Genomic DNA, 15,718 nt, shown 5'->3' with positions numbered 1-15,718 from the left:
TCCGGTAAACCCGGCTCGGTTCATAGGCCGGCAGGAAGAGCATCCATGCGCCGCGTGCCTTGATGGCGGTTTCAGCTTTCGGGCTCTTGCGGGCGGCGAGGTTGTCGAGGATGACGACATCGCCGGCAGACAGTGTCGGGGCAAGCTGGGTTTCGACATAAGTCTCGAAGATGCGCCGGTTCATCGGACGGGCGACGACGAAGGGCGCGGTGAGCCCATGGCAGCGTAGGCCGGCGATGAAGGTCTGCGTCTTCCAGTGGCCGAACGGGGCCTTGGAGCGTAGGCGCTGGCCCTTCGGGCAGCGCCCGTAAAGCCGGGTCATCTTTGTCGTCGTGCCGGTTTCATCGATGAAGACCAGCCGGTGCGGCTCAAGCCGCATCCTCGGCTGGCGTTTGTCCCGCCATTCCTGGCGCGCCTTTTTGATGTCGGGCCGGTCTTGTTCGCTGGCCAGCAGCGTTTTTTTTGAAGCGGTAGCCGTTGCGGATGAGCCAGCGCGAGAGCGAGGCGGGATCAGCCTCGACACCTGTGGCAGCAGCAAGATCGGCCGCCAGCTCCGGCATGGTGATGTCGTCCTTCTCGGCCACACGTTCGAGTAAAAACGTGCGATGCGCTTCCAACTTGGCGTGACGCCGCCCGCCAGCGGGCTTGGGAGCGAAGCTTCCCCGCGTTCGCCAGGCCTTCATCAGGTTCACCACGAAGGAAACCGACACAGCAAAATGAGCCGCAGCGGTGCGCCGTGAATGACCGGCCGCCACGAAGCCGACCACCCGCTCGCGCAAATCAAGAGAATAGGCTTTGGGCATGGCAAATCACCTCCTCCAAGAAGTGAATCACCAATCTCAACTCAAAGGAATCCCCTTCGATTCAATTTGAAAATCCGGCGCTCTAGCGCTGTTCACGTTGTGGTCCATTTGGGATCGGGTTGCAAACTCACTCGGTGTGAGCCCCTCGAGGCTCGTGTGCGGTCGGCGCAGGTTGTAGTCGATGCGCCATTCCTCGATGCCCTCGCGGGCATGACGATCTAGTCGATGCGCCATTCCTCGATGATCTCGCGGGCATGACGATAGCTGCGGAACAAATGCTCGTTGAGACACTCATCGCGGAGCCGGCCATTGAAGCTTTCCACGAAGCCATTTTGCATTGGTTTTCCTGGCGCGATGTAGTGCCACTCGACACCACGATCCGCCTGGCAGGCAAGAATGGCGTTCGATGTCAGTTCTGTCCCGTTGTCGCTGACAACCATGCAGGGGTAGTGGCGCGGAGATTGGCGTTGTCGTGTGGGAATAGGCAGCCGGCGCGCTGACAAAGCAGACAAGCTGGCCGAAGCTCCAATGGGGCCGGAGCCGCTCCTTGCGTTTATGGAACAATGCGCTGGATACTGTTCAGCTCATTGCGCCGCTTCGGAGTGTTTTGGCTTGCGGACTGAACGGATCTTGGCGCTGTCTCCGCCGCCGCAGAAGAAGCAACTACCACCGTCAGATTCGAGGCCCGAAACCCCGGTTCCCGCCGGCATGTCCAACCGCTCCAGCACGTCTCCGCTCGACGGATCTATGCGACGTAGCTCGCTCTCGCCGTTCTCCCAGGTGCCATGCCAGAGCTCACCGTCGACCCAGGTGACGCCGGTGACGAAGCGGTCGGTTTCAATCGTGCGCAGCACCTGTCCGGTTTCGGGGTCCACCTGATGGATCCTACGACCGCGATGCTGCCCAACCCAGAGTGAGCCTTCCGCCCAGGCAAGGCCGGAATCGTCGTTGTCGCCGGGTGCCGGGATCGTGGCGAGCACAATGCCGGTCTTCGGATCGATCTTCCGGATCACCGCCTCTGCGATCTGGAACAGGTGTTCGCCGTCGAATGCGGTGCCAGCCTCTGCGGCAACGTTCAGCGCGTTCAGCATTTCACCGCTGTCCGGGTCGAGCGCCTGCAGCCTGGCACCTGTTGCGATCCAGATCTGGCGACCGTCGAAGCTGACGCCATGGACACTGTCCACTCCGGGAAAGGGACCGTATTCGCGAATGATTTCGGCTGCTGCGTGTTTCATGCCCTCTCTTTAACCCAGAATGCCATCGGTGGGGAGTAACAAGCTCGTCGGGAAACCCGGAACGCCGGTTGCGATCCATCGACGCGCGCGTCCCTGGCCGAACCAGTCTGCCTTGCCATCTCCGGCAAGAGTGTCGAGCGCGCGCTGCACGGTGCGCGGGCTGACGTCGAGCGCCAGAGCCAGCGCGGAACTGGACCAGGCCTCGCCATCGGCCAGAAGCGCCAGCACGTCACCATGTGTGTGTTCGACGGGCGGTGCGAGAACTGCCACCGCTCCGGCCGCGTGGCGGGTCAATATGAAGCCCCGTTCGGTGGCCTGGATGTCTGCCAGGGGGGAGATGGTCTCGCGCAGGCGCCCGATCTCGACCCGCAGGCGCGCGCGGTGCGAGCTATCCACCTCGCGCGCGTGAAAGGCGCAGGCGAGAAGCTCTTCTCGCGGTGCATCTTGCGGCCAGGTCGCACCGAGCACACGCAGGAGAGCGAACAGGACCGGGCGGCTGGCCAGAGAGACGATGGCTGTCCTGGTACGCACCACATTCCGGCAGGCATCGACGATCAGCGCATCCGAGGCGATCAGCGCCTCGACCTCTGCGAGCTGGAGCAGCGCTTCGCCACCGCGCGCCACCAGCCGCGCTGCGGGAGCTGCGAAAGCCTGCACAGCGCGCGCAACTTCGGCCTTCAAGGCGGCATTGCCGATGCCGTCTGCGATGCGCCGTGCGCGGTCGAGCGCCTCACCGGCCGGTTTTGCGCGGATGCGGCGCATCGCAATCCCTGCGGCCACCAATTCGCAGCCCGCCCGTGATGTCACCGGCAATGCGGTTGGATCTAGGCCGCCGAGGGTCCGCTCTGCCTCGTCGAGGCGACCGATCAACAGCAGGCGCCTTGCGTCGAGATAGCCGGCGTGGGCGGCGTTTGCGCGATCTCCGGATTTCTCCAGCGTCGATCTGGCGGCGCCGAGGTCCTGCATCGTCTGGCCGAGGTCGCGGGTGACCAATGCGATCTCGGCCTCGGCGAGATTGCAGCGCGCGCGGGCCATGGGCGCTTTGGCGCCGAAACCGCGCGCGGCGTTGCCCAGCAGCTCTTTTGCGCGCGCCAGATCGCCGAGTTGCGCCATGGCGATGCCGCGCAGGGCAAGCGCCGGGGCGTCGTCGCGCAGGGCGATGCGCTTGAGCGCCGCAAGCGGATCGCCTGCCTGCAGCGCACGTGCAGCGGAGTCTATCAAGGAGTCCATTCGAATCCCGTCACACTTGTTACTCACGCCGTCCCACGGTTCGGCGGTAGGTTCTTCCTCAGCCCAGCGCCGAAACCTATCGGCAAAGATCAACCGGAAGTACGGAAATGACAAGTTTCATGCCAGTTAGCGACCGCACCTCCGAGACCCGACCGCAGCGCGATGCTGCGGGCTGGCTCGGCCTTGCGGCCTCGCCGACCTTCGCGCTGATGGCCTGGATATCGGCGGGTGACGACATGATGTGCGCGTCAGGTTCCGGGCTTTTGCCGGTCGGCGGTATGGCCTGGATGTATCTGCTGATGGGCTTGTTCCACCTCGCGCCCTGGCTGAGGCTCGCTTCTGTCGCCTTGCGTCAAGGCGCGGCACTGACGTCCCAGATCAAAGGAGATTGACCATGCAACACGTAATCGTTTCACGCAAAGACTGGCTCGCGGCCCGCAAGGCGCTTCTGGCAAGGGAACTCGAGCTGACCCATGCGCTCGATGAGCTGCGCGCCGAGCGCCGCGAGCTTCCCTGGGTCAGGGTCGAAAAGAGCTATGTCTTTGACGGGCCGGACGGCAAATGCAGCTTGATCGACCTGTTCGGCGAACGCGGCCAGCTCGCCGTCTATCACTTCATGCTTGCGCCGGGTTCGGATCATATATGCGCAGGCTGCTCGTATACGATGGACCACGTCGATGCGGCACGGCAGCATTTCGAACGCGCCGACCTCGCCTTCGCCGCGGTCTCGCGGGCACCGATCGGACGGATCGAGCAGGTGAAGGAACGGATGGGCTGGGCTTTTCCGTGGGTCTCTTCCGGCGACGGCGACTTCAATTATGATTTCGGCGTGTCGTTCACCGAAGAGGATCGTGCTGCTGGCCGCGCGCTTTACAATTACGACAAAACCAGAATCCAGAAGTCCCCGGACATGTTCGGCGTCAGCGTCTTCGTCAAGGGCGAGGATGGCGACATCTTCCACACCTACTCGACATATCATCGCGGCACCGAACTGCTGATGGGCGCTTTCAACTGGCTCGACCTGGTACCCAAGGGCCGCAACGAAACCGGTGGCGTCATGAGCTGGGTTCGCCTGCATGATGAGTATCCGCAAGCGGAACGGGCCTTCGCGTAGCGAGGCTCCTAACGCTCCAGCGCGCCCTTGCCGGCGATGATCCTGTCGCGGAACTTCTCGATGCGAGCCACGCGGGTGGCGGGTTGCTTGGCCTGGCCGAGGTTGAACATATAGCTTCTTTGCCGCCCGGGGGTCAGCGCGTGAAACGCCTCGGCCAATTCCGGATCGGCATCGAGCGCTTCGGCCAGTTCGTCGGGCATGTCGGTCTCGGTCTGCATCTTTGGCGGTTTCGTGCCGGCCTCGGCATGATCCATCAATTGCCGCAGATAGGCGCGGATCGCCGGCTCCGTCCCGCCGACCTCGGCCACATCGGTAAAGCGGATCATTCCCGGTGTCCGGCTGTTCGGCCCCTGCGGTTCAAGCAGACCTTCGCTGTCGTTCAGCAGGCCGGGATTCATGAAGCTCAGCCGGAAATCGCCCCGGAAAGCCGCGATCAGCGCGATATTGCGGCCCGCGTGCATATAAGTTGGGTGAGCCCATTTCACCGTCTCTTCCAACCCCATGTCGTGGCAGATGCGACGCAGGGCATTGAGACCGTCGATCCATCGACGGGTCGAACAGCCGGGCGTATCAAAGCGCGCGCACCGGCCGCAGCCCTTGGTGAAGAAATCATTGGAATCTGTGATCATCGCCATTTATCCGCTTCTCCTCAAAGGCAGCACCGTGTCCCGATAATGCACGAAAGCTCTCCTGCCATCCATGCCACGACCGGGTTTGCCAGCGCCGATCACCGAGCGTTGCGGCGGCTCCATGCCAAGGTGGAGATTGCGCAGTTCGGCCATGAATGCTTCCCACATCGGCGGCCCGCCTTTCTCCAGAAACTGCGCGCGAACCGACATCTCGCGGATCGCCGGCGTGTAGCGTCTGCCCCATTGATCCAAGAACACCGGACTGAAGCGGAGCAATGATGTTGTCCAAGGGCGCGCAGTTTCCCAAGAAGGTGATCCTCTTCGTGATGTTTTTCTATGTCTGCTAAACAGTATCGTATCGTGACCTTGAAGAGATCATGGCCGAGCGCGGCGTCGAGGTGGATCATGCGACGCTGACCCGGGGGGGGGCAAGTATTCGCCGCTGATCGCAAGCACGGCTCGGCGCCGGAAGGCGCCGACGGATGATCCTTGCGGATGGATGAGACCTACATCAAGGTGAAAGGCGGGTGCGCCTATCTCGACCGAGCTGTCGAAAAGCTAAGCAACACACTCGATTTGATGCTGTCGACGCGGCGCAACAAGACGGCCGCAACCGAGTTCTTCGCCTCCACGTCGGCTACGCTCAAAGGGATTGAAGGCGCGAACATGATCTGCAAGGTCATATGACGCCCGGACTCTGCCCGTTTGCACAATTCGCCTCCTTGGCGGCCTGATTGAAGAAGGTCAACGGCCTTTGGAAATCAAAGCTGAAATTTGCGACAAAGCCGCCTTAACACGATTAATGGGTCCTGAGCCTAAAAGACATTTCACCCCCGAGAGGCCGGCGATATGTGGGCAAGTAACTAAAGTGACGTGTTCAAGCGGGATAAAAAAGGATGAAATCTCGGTGCTTGGCTGCCAAATACAAGGCTGCCTGCCTTCATCCAGTCTCCCCTCCATTGTGGGCAAGGCGTTTTGCATCTAAAACCACCGAAAAGGCCATCCTGATCGAGCTGACATGACTGACACTCCCAATCACAAGGTTTACTTCGTCCCCGGATTGCATCGGGGTCTCAAAGTGCTCGAGCTACTCGGCGCGGCGGGGGAGGCGATGTCGATCAGCGACATCGGCCGCGCGATGGGGTTGAGCCGGTCATCGGCCTTTCGCCTCGTCTATACGCTGCGCCACATGGAATTTCTCAAGGAAGGCGAGCAGAAGGACACCTATACTCTCGGCGCAAGGGTCCTGAATCTCGGCTTTGCCTATTTGAATCAGCAGCCGATCACCACGATCGCCCGTCCGCACCTGGCCAACCTGAGGGACAAAACTGGCGTCAGCGCACATCTCAGCGTGCTGGAAGGGCAGGACGTTCTGTACCTAGGCAGCCACCAGGCCAGGACCGGCTATGTCTCGAACATGGTGACGGGGACGCGGGTGAAGGCCTATGTCATTCCGGTTGGATGGGTACTGTTGACGGCGCTGGACGACGCCGAGCTGAAGGCCTTTTGCGCCGGTCAAAAGATGGTGCCAACAACCGAGCATACGCCGACGACCTATACCGAGCTGAAAGCCAAGGTCGCCAGCGTGCGGGAGCAGGGCTATGTCTTCTCGCGCGGCTTTCACGAGCCGGGCGGGTCGAGCGTCGCGGCGCCGGTGCGCAACAACACCGGTCGGGTAGTCGCCTGCGTCAATGTCTCTGGGCCGGACAGCGGGTTCGACTTCGACCAGTTGGATAGCCTTTACATCGCCGAAACGCGGGCGACCGCGCTCCAGATCTCGCGCGAGCTCGGGTATCTGGGCGACAACTGAAGGCATCAGGCCAGCGCGAGAATCGCGCGGGCCTCGGCAGGAGTGGCAATGTCGCCGCCAAGATCGCGTATGATCCTGATCGCCTTCTCCACCAGTTGGGCATTCGATCGGCAATGTTCGCCGCGGTCGATGTAGGCCGTGTCCTCCATCCCAATCCGGCAGTGCCCTCCCAGCAGAAAGGCCTGCGCCAGCATCGGAAAGGCCATCCGACCGATTCCGAAGGCGGCCCATTCGCTGCCGGCGGGAAGTTGGCCGACGAGATAGGCCATCGTCTCGGGGTTGGCGACGGCGCCGAACCGGACGCCCAGGACCATCTGCACCATAAGCGGCACTGTCAGCACGCCGCGCGCCACGAAATCCTTGACCATGTGCAGATCGCCGGAATCGAAGATCTCGATTTCCGGCCTCACCCCGGCGGAGATTATCCTCTCGGCCATAATGGCAAGGTTGCGCGGGCTGTTGATCACGCTGGCTTGGCCGGACCACATGGTGTTGAAGTCCAGCGTGCAGATGTCTGGAAGCAGGGCCTCGATATGGGCAACCCGGCGTTCGGGCGCGCAAAGGGTCGAGCCGGGTGCGGCTACTTTCGGATCATCGTCCGACGGGATGAAGCGACCTCCTTCACCCGTCGTCAAGTTGAGCAGGACTTCGGTGTTCTCCAAGCGGATCCGGTCGACGAGTTCGCGGTAGAGCGCCAGATCCATCGACCCTTTCGCCGTTTCCGGATCGCGGACATGCAAGTGTACGATTGCCGCCCCCGCCGCCGCCGCATCCAGCGCCTGACGCGCAATCTGCTCCGGTGTGACCGGCAGGTAGGGGCTGATCTCGGGTGTCATCAGGTTGCCGGTGATCGCGGCGGTAAGGATTGTCTTCCTGCTCATGCTTGGGCGTCCAGTGCGGCATTAACCGCTGCGGCGAGCGTATCGGCGATGCGCTCAATCTCGTCCGGCGTTGATGTATAGGCTGGCGCGAGCAGGACGTGGTCGCCCAGCCGCCCATCAGCACAGCCCTGCGCCGAGTAGGTCATTACCCCGCGGGCGAATGCCTCCGCCTGGATGTTCTGCGCGACGGAGCGTTCGACGGGGAAGGGGGCCTTGGTATCGCGGTCGGCGACCGCTTCAATCGACCAGAACAGGCCCCGGCCGCGAATGTCGCCGACATTGGGGTGTTGGGCCAGGCGGACATGGAGCGACTGTTGCAGCTGCCCGCCCCTGGCACGGACATTGGCCAACAGTCCATCGTCTTCGATCACCTGCTGGACGGCCAGCGCTCCGGCCGTTGCGACCGCGTGGGACATGTAGGTGTGCCCGTTCCACAAAGTCCCGCTGCCGGTTTCGATGGCGGAGATCACCTTCTCGGCGGCCATGACCGCGGCGATCGGTTGGTAGCCGGCGCCCAGACCCTTGGCCAGCGTGGTGATGTCGGCGCAGATGCCTTCTTGTTCGAGCGCGAACAGAGATCCGGTGCGACCCATGCCGCACATGACCTCGTCGGCGATGAACAGGACGTCGTGCGCGTCGCAGATTTCGCGGATCCGCTTGAAATAGCCGGCGGGCGCAGGCTGCGTTCCCAGCGAGGCACCCACCACCGGCTCGGCCACGAAGGCCATGACGTTCCGGGGACCGAGCTCGAGGATCTTCGCCTCCAGCAGGTCGGCCATCCGGCGCGCGTAATCCGCTTCGGTTTCGCCGCTCTCGCGCAGGCGATAGGCATAGGGAGCCTCGATGTGGCCAACCTCCATGAGCAGCGGCTGAAACGGCGCGCGCCGGCCGGCGTGGCCGCCGGTGGCGAGGGCGCCAAGGGTGTTTCCGTGGTAGCTGGGTGAACGCGCAATAATCCGGACGCGCTCGGGCTGACCGCGTTCCAGGTGGTATTGACGCGCGAGTTTCAGGGCGGCTTCCATCGCTTCCGAGCCGCTGCCCAGGAACATCACACGCCCGGCGCCAGTGCCTTCCGGCGCGCGATCGACCAGGAATTTTGCGAGTTCCTCGGCCGGTGCATTGGTGAAGAAGGACGTATGGGCAAAGGACACCTGATCGAGTTGATGCTTCAGGGCGGCAATCACCTTGGCATTGTCATGGCCAAGGCAGGATACTGCCGCACCGCCGCAGGCATCCAGATACCGATTCCCCGCGTCGTCCACGAGGTAACTGCCTTCACCGCCAACGACTGAGGGAAGGGTTGATTTCAGGCTGCGATGGAGCACACTGGACATGTTCATTCCGTCTTGCATGTGGATATGCGTTTTGTATATTAAACGAAATCAGCGAGCTCAAGGAAATTCTCCACGAGCCGAAAAATTCAGGAGTTTGACTTGGTAGGTGCGCTGGAGGGGCTGCGGATCATCGAGGTGTCGCAGGTGCTCGCGGCTCCGTTCTGCGGCTATCAGTTCGCCTTGCTTGGCGCGGACGTCATCAAGGTCGAAAACCCGCGGACGCCTGATTGCGCGCGCGGACGCGGCCCGGTGCCGGCGCTAAACGCACGCGAAGTCGGGCTGACCTATCAGGTGCAAGGCGCAAACAAGCGGTCGCTTGCGCTCGACCTGACGGACCCGCGCGGAGCGGTCGCCTTGCATAAGCTCGTGGGTACGGCGGATGTCTTCATTGAAAATTACAGCACGGGAACACTGGACGCGCTGAACCTTGGCTACGACACTTTGCGTGGGGTCAATCCCCGGTTGATCCACTGTTCGATGACGGGATACGGAGAAACCGGGCCGAAGGCGCGTAAGGGAGCCTATGACAACACGATCCAGGCCGCCTCCGGAATCATATCCCAAAGTGGGGGGCAAAAGCCCGGCCTGTCGTTTGTCGACTACGCTGCCGGATATGCGGCCGCCTTTGCAATCGCTGCGGCAGTCGTGCAGCGCCACCGAACCGGTGAGGGCTGTCATATCAGCGCGTCGATGCTCGAGGTGGCCATGTCGCTGATGGCACCCGAAGCGGCCGCTCTTCAGGTGGCGCCGGCTGCTCCGAAGCGAGAAGAAGCCGGGATCACGGCTTATGAGACGGCAACCGGACCACTGATGCTGGGTGCATTCAGGCCGGCCCAATATCGCAAACTCGGTCGCTGCCTGGCCAAGGCCGGATATTCGCTGCCGATTCTCGATGAGATCAGGGATTGGCCCGATGTCTGGGCAAATTCCGACGCGATCCGGGTCTCGCTTCAGGCGATCTTTCGGCAGCGGGGTGCAGAGGAATGGGCCGGTATGCTCGATAGCGCCGATGTACCGGCGGAACGGATCGTCACGCTTGGTGAGGCGGTCGCTTCGCGCCAGCTGGCGGAGCGGGGCTATTTCAGTGAGTCGCCGGATGACCCTTCGGTCCGTCTGCCGGTGGCAGGTTATACGATGTCGCGGGGCGGACCCGAAGTCACGACGGCGCCTCCCGAGCTGGGCGCGCACAGCCGGGCGGTGTTGCTGGACGCAGGATTGTCCGGTTCCGAGATCGACACCCTGATCGCGGCAGGGGTGGTGCGATGACGCCGCGCCTCATCGCCGAACCAGCCTTCCGGCTTCCCGACGAGTTGCGGCACTGGGGCGAACCCTCTGCCTGGGCGAAGATGACCCGGCCTGGGCAGCCGATGCATTCTTTCCTCGAGGCCGCCTTCTTCGATGCCGAGCGGAATCTCTGGCTCTGCGATGTGCCCTATGGCCGGGTGTTCCGGGTCACACCCGGCGGCGAATGGACGATGGCTCACCGGATCGACGGTGAGCCACATGCCATGCGAATTGCGCCCGACGGGCGGCACATCGCCGTCGACTATCGCCACGGGCTGATCGAGTTGAGGGACGAAAGCGACTTCACGGTTCTTGAGACCGGAGCCGAATCCTGCGGTTTCCTGGGTCTTTCCGACATGTGCTACGGGCCGGATGGCCGGCTCTGGTTCACTGATAGCGGCCGCACATCGCTGAGCGACCAGCGGGGCAGGGTCTGGTGCCGGATGCCGGACAGCGAACTGCGGCTGGTGCTCGATTGCGTGCCCTATTCCAACGGTATCTGCCTGTCGCCCGACGGTGCCTGGGTCTATGTCGCCGCCACCCGCGCCAATCAGGTCTGGCGGCTGTCGTCGCACCTGCCCGCCATGGGCCAGCCGATGGTCGGGGTCTTCCTGCAACTGTCCGGCGGTCTCGGGCCGGACGGTCTGGCCACCAACACCCGCGGCTGGCTCGCCGTTGCGCAGGCGCAGGCCGGGCGCGCCTATGTCTTCGATGCCCTGGGAGATCTGGTCGCTGAGATCCGACTACCCGAAGGTCTCTGGACCACCTCGGTCGCCTTCGGCCCAGACGAACCGTCCCGCCTTTTCATCGTCGATGCCCAGACCGGCACCGTTTTCACAGCAGCAATCCCCGACTGACGGAACCCCTCAATGAACAAAGATGACCTTCACGGCTATGTCCCCGCAATCGCCACGCCTTTTTCCGCGAAGGGCGAAATCATGGAGGACGCCTTTGTCGAGCTGTTCGAGTTCCTGATCGGACGGGGGGCGACCAGCATCTGCATCGCCGGCGACAACGGCGAGAGCTGGGCCCTGACCGCTGCGGAACGTGGTCGGCTCGTGCGCCTGGCCAAGGATACGTCCCGAGGTCGTGTTGGGGTAATGATGGGCATTTCGGCCCCTACGATCGAAGCCTGTCTGGGATACGTGCGAGCGGCCGAAGAGAACGGGGCGGATGTGCTGCTGTCGATGCCGCAGACCTATGTCCTGAAGGCTTCGGAAGCGGAACTGATGGCCCGCTTCGACAAGATCTCGGCGGCGACCGGTCTGCCTCTGGTCCTGTATAACTCGCCGCGTCGGATGGGCTTCTCGCTGACCGTGGACCAGACCGAGACGCTGGTGAACGCGCATAACGTCATCGGCATCAAGGAAAGCCAGCGCGACTTCTTCTATCATACACACCTGCTTGCACGTTTAGGCGGGAAGATGTCGGTGATGACCGGCCCGTGCCACTATATCCTGCCGGCCTTTGCGCTGGGCGCGAAGGGATTCATCGCCACCGGCCCCGAGTTCACCGATCTGCTTCCCTCGCAGATGCAGGAAGTGGGGACTTCCGCGCCTGACGAAATCTATCGCAAGGCGCACTACCAGCTGACGGTCATATACGAGATGCTAATGGGGACAGGCACGTGGCCGGCTTCCTTCAAGGCGGCGTTGAACCTGATCGGCCAACCGGCGGGCGTGCCGCGCGACCCGGTCCTGCCGCTGAGCGGGCAGGATCTCGACAAGATCCGGCGCACCTTTGACGCGCTGGGGATCAGTTACAGATGATCCGCCTCGTTCCCGATCACTCCGCCCGGATCCAACGCTCGGAGAAGGTGCCTTTCACCTTCGACGGGGTCGCGTTGATGGGGTGCGCGGACGAAAACCTTGCCGCGGCGCTGATGCAGGCGGGAGTTCTGCATCTGCGGAACGCACCGGGCGATGGTGCTCCGAGGGGCGCGTTCTGTATGATGGGCCTTTGCCAGGAATGCGTGGTCTTCGTGGATGGGCAGAGTGTTGAAAGCTGCCGCCTCACGGTATCGCCCGGCCTAGCTGTCAAGTCGCGGCGGTGACGGTGCGATGCGGGACATAGTCGATATTTCAATCGTCGGTGCCGGCCCGGCCGGTGCGACCGCAGCTCTGGTCGTCGGTCAGACGGAGTGTCGGTCCTTGCTGATTGACGAGCAGCGCCAGGCGGGCGGACAGGTCTGGCGGGCCAAGGACAGATCCATCCTGTCGGCCCCGGCGACCCCCGAGAGCCGTTCCGGTGATAATCTGCGCGAGAGGCTCGCCGCAAGCGGTGTCAGTCAGATGACCGACACGCGGGTCTGGCAGATCGAAAGGCAGGGCGAGCATTGGGTCATACATACCCTGCGCAATGGCACCGCAGGTCGCCTGTATAGCCGTGCCGTCATACTGGCGACGGGCGCGCGCGAGGAGGCACAACCGGTTCGGGGGTGGACCACTCCGGGTGTCATCGGACTTGCCGGTGCAACGGCGCTGTTCAAACAGTCGATCCGGCTGCCTGGCCGGGCGAGCGTGGTTGCGGGCACCGGGCCACTGGTATTCTTCGTGGCCAGCGAAATTCGCCGGTTGGGGGGAACGGTGGCGGCTGTTGTTACACCCAACACCCGCGCCGACTGGCTGGCACGCCTGCCGTCGATGATGGCGCGACCCGACCTGCTGTGGCGCGGGGGGCGCTGGGTTGCCGACCTGATGCTGGCTAGTGTGCCGATCTACTGGGGCCATGCCGTGAAATCCGTTTCCGGGGACGATCGGGTCATCGGTGTCACCCTGTGCCGCCTGGCGACCGACGGCACGCCGCTTCCCGGTGACATCGGGATCGCGGCGGATTCCGTCTGCCTCGGGGGCGGTCTTGCCCCGTCGATCGAGGCGGCACAGCTGGCCGGTGTAGCGGTCCGGTACCGACCCGATCTCGGCGGGTGGGTTTCCGAAGCCGAATCGGACGGCAGCACTGCGCGCGAAGGACTGTTCCTAGCGGGAGACAGTTGTGGCATCAGAGGCGCGGTCGCGGCCGAATTGCACGGCCAGATCGTCGCTCGGACCGCCTTGCGCCATATCGGGCAGGCCAGCGCGTCCGATCCGGCTCTGGAAAGGGCCTATCGCCGTGCGTCGCGTTTTGGCGAAGCGATGACCGCCCTGTCGGTGCTGCGTGCGGACCCGATCGGCCTGGCCACGCCCGACACGGTCGTGTGCCGCTGCGAAAGCCTCACCCGGCGTGCCATCGAGGACGAGATCGAGTCGGGTGCGGTCAGCAGCAATGCGGTCAAGTCCGGACAGCGTGCGGGCATGGGGCCTTGTGGCGGCAAATACTGCCAGTCATCTGTGGCCCGGCTTATCGCGTTGCAAGAAAACCGGGCTTTGTCCGAGATCGCACCACCAACGCCGCGGCCACCGATACGCCCGGTTCCGGTGTCCGCTCTGGCGGGCGACTTCGATTATGGCGATCTGCCCATGCCGAAACCGGCCCCGCTATGAGCGAGAACCACGACATCGCGATAATCGGTGGCGGCATCATGGGTTGCGCCGCGGCCCTGCGCCTGGCCTCGGGCGGGATGGCGCCCATCGTGCTCGACCGTGGCGACCTGGGGCAGGGGGCATCCGGCGTTAACGCCGGCACGCTCTCGTTGCAGATCAAGCGGGTCAGGCTGATGCCCTATGCGCTGAAGGGCCATGAGGAGTGGGCGCGCATGGGGGATGCGGTCGGCTTTCGCCGCACCGGTGGCTATACGCTCGCCTTCACCGAGCGCGAGGCAGAGCTGCTGACGGAACGCCAGACGCTCAAGGCCGAAGCCGGTGCGCCGATTGAGTTCGTGACGAACAACCAGGTCCTGAGCGCCGAGCCGAACCTGACCCGCCGCGTGCTGGCGGCGAGCTATTGCCACGAGGACGGCTATGCGAACTCCTCGCTGACCGGTCAGTATTATCGCGGACGCCTGCGTGAGGCTTCGGTGCCATATCGCGAGCGATGTGCGGTGACGTCCATCACTCGCGATACGCAGGGCTTCGTGCTGCACACCGGCGGTCCGCCAATAAAGGCCAGGCGGATCCTGCTCGCGGCGGGCGCCTGGCTGAAACCGGTGGCCGCGATGCTTGGCGTCGATCTGCCGGTCAATGCCCGGATCAACACGGTTTCGGTGACGGAACGGATGCCGCCGCTGTTCGCGACGGTCATCGGCCACGCGACCGGTTTGCTGACCATGAAGCAGAAAGGCAACGGTACCATCCTGATCGGCGGTGGCTGGCAGGGGCGCGGCACGCCGCAGGAGGGCAGGGGCGAAGTCATCGCCGACAGTCTCATCCCGAACCTGTCGCTGGCTCAATTCGCCCTGCCGAAGCTGGGGCAGGCACGGGTTCTCCGCAGCTGGACCGGCTTTGAAGCCAACGTGCCCGACTTCTACCCGCTCGCCGGAGAACTTCCCGGCGTGCCGGACGCATTCGTTCTGGGCTGCGTGCGCGGCGGCTATACCATCGGCCCGTATATCGGCCGGCTGATGGGTGATTTCATCCTGGGGCACAGCCCTGAAATGCCCCTGTTCAATCCGGGGCGAGATTTCGAAAAGGACGCGACATGAGCGCTGATTTCAACGATCTTTCCCGCCTGGACGGCAAGCTTGCCGTCGTCACCGGCGGCGGCAGCGGAATCGGCGAAGCCACCGCCCGGGTCTTTGCCGCGGCGGGTGCCAAGGTCGTCGTCGCCGGGCGCCGAATCGAGCCGATTAAACGGGTCGCCGACGCGATCGGCGGTTATGCGATCGCCTGCGACGTTGCGGATCAAGCGCAGGTCAGGAGCATGTTCGCCGAGGCGCTCGCAATAACCGGGCGGGTCGACATCCTGCTGAACAATGCCGGTGGTCCCGGCCCGATCGCGCCGGTCGCCGAGGTCGATATGGCGGACTGGATAAATTGTCTGAACATCAACCTGGTCGGGGCGATGTATTGTCTCCAGGAAGCGGCCCGGATCATGAGCGCGCAGCGTTCGGGGTCGATCATCAACATGTCGTCGCTCATGGGCATCGAAGGCTATCCGATGCGCTCGGCCTATGTCGCCTCGAAGTTCGCCCTCATTGGCATCACCGAGACCATGGCCCGCGAGCTTGGGAGCGTCGGGGTTCGGGTCAATGCGTTGATGCCAGGTGCGGTCTCTGGCGAGAACATGGATCGAATCCTGAAACGGCGATCCGAAGCGGAGGGGCGCCCGGTCGAGGAAATCGAGCGCGAGAACTACACCGACGTTGCCGCGCTGAAACGGTGGGTTGCCCCTGAAGAGGTTGGCCGGGCCGCGCTTTACTATGCCTCCGACCTGTCATCGGCGATCACCGGCGACAAGATGAAGGTCGATTGCGGGCGGTTTTGATCTTGCCCAGCCTGCGCCCGAACCGTGCAGAGAGCGTTCG

General features: G+C 63.5%; 18 protein-coding genes and 2 pseudogenes. 11 read left to right on the top strand and 9 right to left on the bottom strand.

The window, feature by feature from the left end; genetic code table 11:
- From NA8A_RS25495 to NA8A_RS12450, 5 genes and pseudogenes are all read right to left on the bottom strand, one after another.
- Positions 1-379: transposase (locus NA8A_RS25495; protein ID WP_009450661.1), on the bottom strand; the 379-nt coding region annotated here is incomplete at its 3' end.
- Positions 369-803: an IS630 transposase-related protein gene (locus NA8A_RS25490; protein ID WP_009450660.1), complete on the bottom strand. Its 435-nt coding sequence runs from the start codon at positions 801-803 to the stop codon at positions 369-371. The genes NA8A_RS25490 and NA8A_RS25495, both read right to left, overlap by 11 nt.
- 36 nt (positions 804-839) lie before the next feature.
- Positions 840-1,312, bottom strand: a pseudogene (locus NA8A_RS25485) (integrase core domain-containing protein); the annotation flags it as partial.
- A gap of 75 nt (positions 1,313-1,387) precedes the next feature.
- Positions 1,388-2,038 (bottom strand): NHL repeat-containing protein, encoded by a 651-nt coding sequence (locus NA8A_RS12455; protein ID WP_009450658.1) that lies wholly within the window; start codon positions 2,036-2,038, stop codon positions 1,388-1,390.
- A 9-nt stretch (positions 2,039-2,047) separates the two neighbouring features.
- Positions 2,048-3,268: a hypothetical protein gene (locus tag NA8A_RS12450; protein WP_009450657.1), complete on the bottom strand. Its 1,221-nt coding sequence runs from the start codon at positions 3,266-3,268 to the stop codon at positions 2,048-2,050.
- Positions 3,269-3,375: 107 nt separating this feature from the next.
- Between NA8A_RS12450 and NA8A_RS12445 the strand changes: the two genes are divergently transcribed.
- On the top strand, positions 3,376-3,660 hold the full coding sequence (locus NA8A_RS12445) for a hypothetical protein (RefSeq protein WP_009450656.1): 285 nt from the start codon (positions 3,376-3,378) through the stop codon (positions 3,658-3,660).
- A gap of 2 nt (positions 3,661-3,662) precedes the next feature.
- Entirely contained in the window at positions 3,663-4,382 is a 720-nt protein-coding gene (locus tag NA8A_RS12440; RefSeq protein WP_009450655.1) for a DUF899 domain-containing protein, read from the top strand.
- Between the two features lie 8 nt (positions 4,383-4,390).
- Here the strand turns inward: NA8A_RS12440 and NA8A_RS12435 are convergent, their stop codons facing one another.
- Positions 4,391-5,011, bottom strand: a complete 621-nt coding sequence (locus NA8A_RS12435) for a YdeI/OmpD-associated family protein (RefSeq protein WP_040672552.1) — start codon at positions 5,009-5,011, stop codon at positions 4,391-4,393.
- A 6-nt stretch (positions 5,012-5,017) separates the two neighbouring features.
- Positions 5,018-5,287 (bottom strand): hypothetical protein, encoded by a 270-nt coding sequence (locus NA8A_RS25270; RefSeq protein WP_009450653.1) that lies wholly within the window; start codon positions 5,285-5,287, stop codon positions 5,018-5,020.
- On the opposite strand from NA8A_RS25270, the pseudogene NA8A_RS25480 reads away from it, so the two are divergent.
- A pseudogene (locus NA8A_RS25480) lies at positions 5,287-5,638 on the top strand (IS6 family transposase); the annotation flags it as partial. The gene NA8A_RS25270 and the pseudogene NA8A_RS25480 sit on opposite strands and share 1 nt — an antisense overlap.
- A gap of 391 nt (positions 5,639-6,029) precedes the next feature.
- Positions 6,030-6,821, top strand: coding sequence for an IclR family transcriptional regulator (locus NA8A_RS12420; RefSeq protein ID WP_040672489.1), 792 nt, complete (start codon positions 6,030-6,032; stop codon positions 6,819-6,821).
- Between the two features lie 5 nt (positions 6,822-6,826).
- On the opposite strand, the gene NA8A_RS12415 is transcribed toward NA8A_RS12420, so the two are convergent.
- Together NA8A_RS12415 and NA8A_RS12410 are read right to left on the bottom strand one after the other, a co-directional pair.
- Entirely contained in the window at positions 6,827-7,702 is an 876-nt protein-coding gene (locus tag NA8A_RS12415; protein ID WP_009450650.1) for a beta-keto acid cleavage family enzyme, read from the bottom strand.
- Positions 7,699-9,036 (bottom strand): aspartate aminotransferase family protein, encoded by a 1,338-nt coding sequence (locus NA8A_RS12410; protein ID WP_040672549.1) that lies wholly within the window; start codon positions 9,034-9,036, stop codon positions 7,699-7,701. Before NA8A_RS12410 ends, NA8A_RS12415 begins: the two co-directional genes overlap by 4 nt.
- A 99-nt stretch (positions 9,037-9,135) precedes the next feature.
- Here NA8A_RS12410 and NA8A_RS12405 point away from each other — a divergent pair, with 99 nt between their 5' ends.
- From NA8A_RS12405 to NA8A_RS12375, 7 genes are read left to right on the top strand one after another with little or no spacing between them, the layout of a single operon-like run.
- Positions 9,136-10,302 carry a CaiB/BaiF CoA transferase family protein gene (locus tag NA8A_RS12405; RefSeq protein WP_009450647.1) on the top strand — a complete coding sequence of 389 codons (1,167 nt, stop codon included), beginning with the start codon at positions 9,136-9,138 and terminating at the stop codon, positions 10,300-10,302.
- Positions 10,299-11,177, top strand: coding sequence for an SMP-30/gluconolactonase/LRE family protein (locus tag NA8A_RS12400; RefSeq protein WP_009450646.1), 879 nt, complete (start codon positions 10,299-10,301; stop codon positions 11,175-11,177). Before NA8A_RS12405 ends, NA8A_RS12400 begins: the two co-directional genes overlap by 4 nt.
- Positions 11,178-11,189: 12 nt before the next feature.
- On the top strand, positions 11,190-12,089 hold the full coding sequence (locus tag NA8A_RS12395) for a dihydrodipicolinate synthase family protein (protein ID WP_009450645.1): 900 nt from the start codon (positions 11,190-11,192) through the stop codon (positions 12,087-12,089).
- The gene (locus tag NA8A_RS12390) at positions 12,086-12,373 is read left to right on the top strand and encodes a (2Fe-2S)-binding protein (RefSeq protein WP_009450644.1); all 288 of its coding nucleotides are present in this window, start codon (positions 12,086-12,088) and stop codon (positions 12,371-12,373) included. Before NA8A_RS12395 ends, NA8A_RS12390 begins: the two co-directional genes overlap by 4 nt.
- A gap of 7 nt (positions 12,374-12,380) precedes the next feature.
- Positions 12,381-13,799: an FAD/NAD(P)-dependent oxidoreductase gene (locus NA8A_RS12385; RefSeq protein ID WP_009450643.1), complete on the top strand. Its 1,419-nt coding sequence runs from the start codon at positions 12,381-12,383 to the stop codon at positions 13,797-13,799.
- Complete coding sequence (locus NA8A_RS12380) at positions 13,796-14,896, top strand: NAD(P)/FAD-dependent oxidoreductase (protein WP_009450642.1); 1,101 nt, start codon at positions 13,796-13,798, stop codon at positions 14,894-14,896. The genes NA8A_RS12385 and NA8A_RS12380 overlap by 4 nt, the downstream gene beginning before the upstream one ends.
- Positions 14,893-15,678, top strand: a complete 786-nt coding sequence (locus tag NA8A_RS12375) for an SDR family NAD(P)-dependent oxidoreductase (RefSeq protein ID WP_009450641.1) — start codon at positions 14,893-14,895, stop codon at positions 15,676-15,678. The genes NA8A_RS12380 and NA8A_RS12375 overlap by 4 nt, the downstream gene beginning before the upstream one ends.
- Positions 15,679-15,718 lie beyond the last annotated feature (40 nt).

Origin of the sequence: Nitratireductor indicus C115 (genome assembly GCF_000300515.1) — a bacterium.
GTDB classification, from domain to species: Bacteria; Pseudomonadota; Alphaproteobacteria; order Rhizobiales; family Rhizobiaceae; genus Nitratireductor; species Nitratireductor indicus.
The sequence above is the reverse complement of the archived record's forward strand: the minus strand, read 5'-3'. Positions and strand labels throughout refer to the sequence as shown.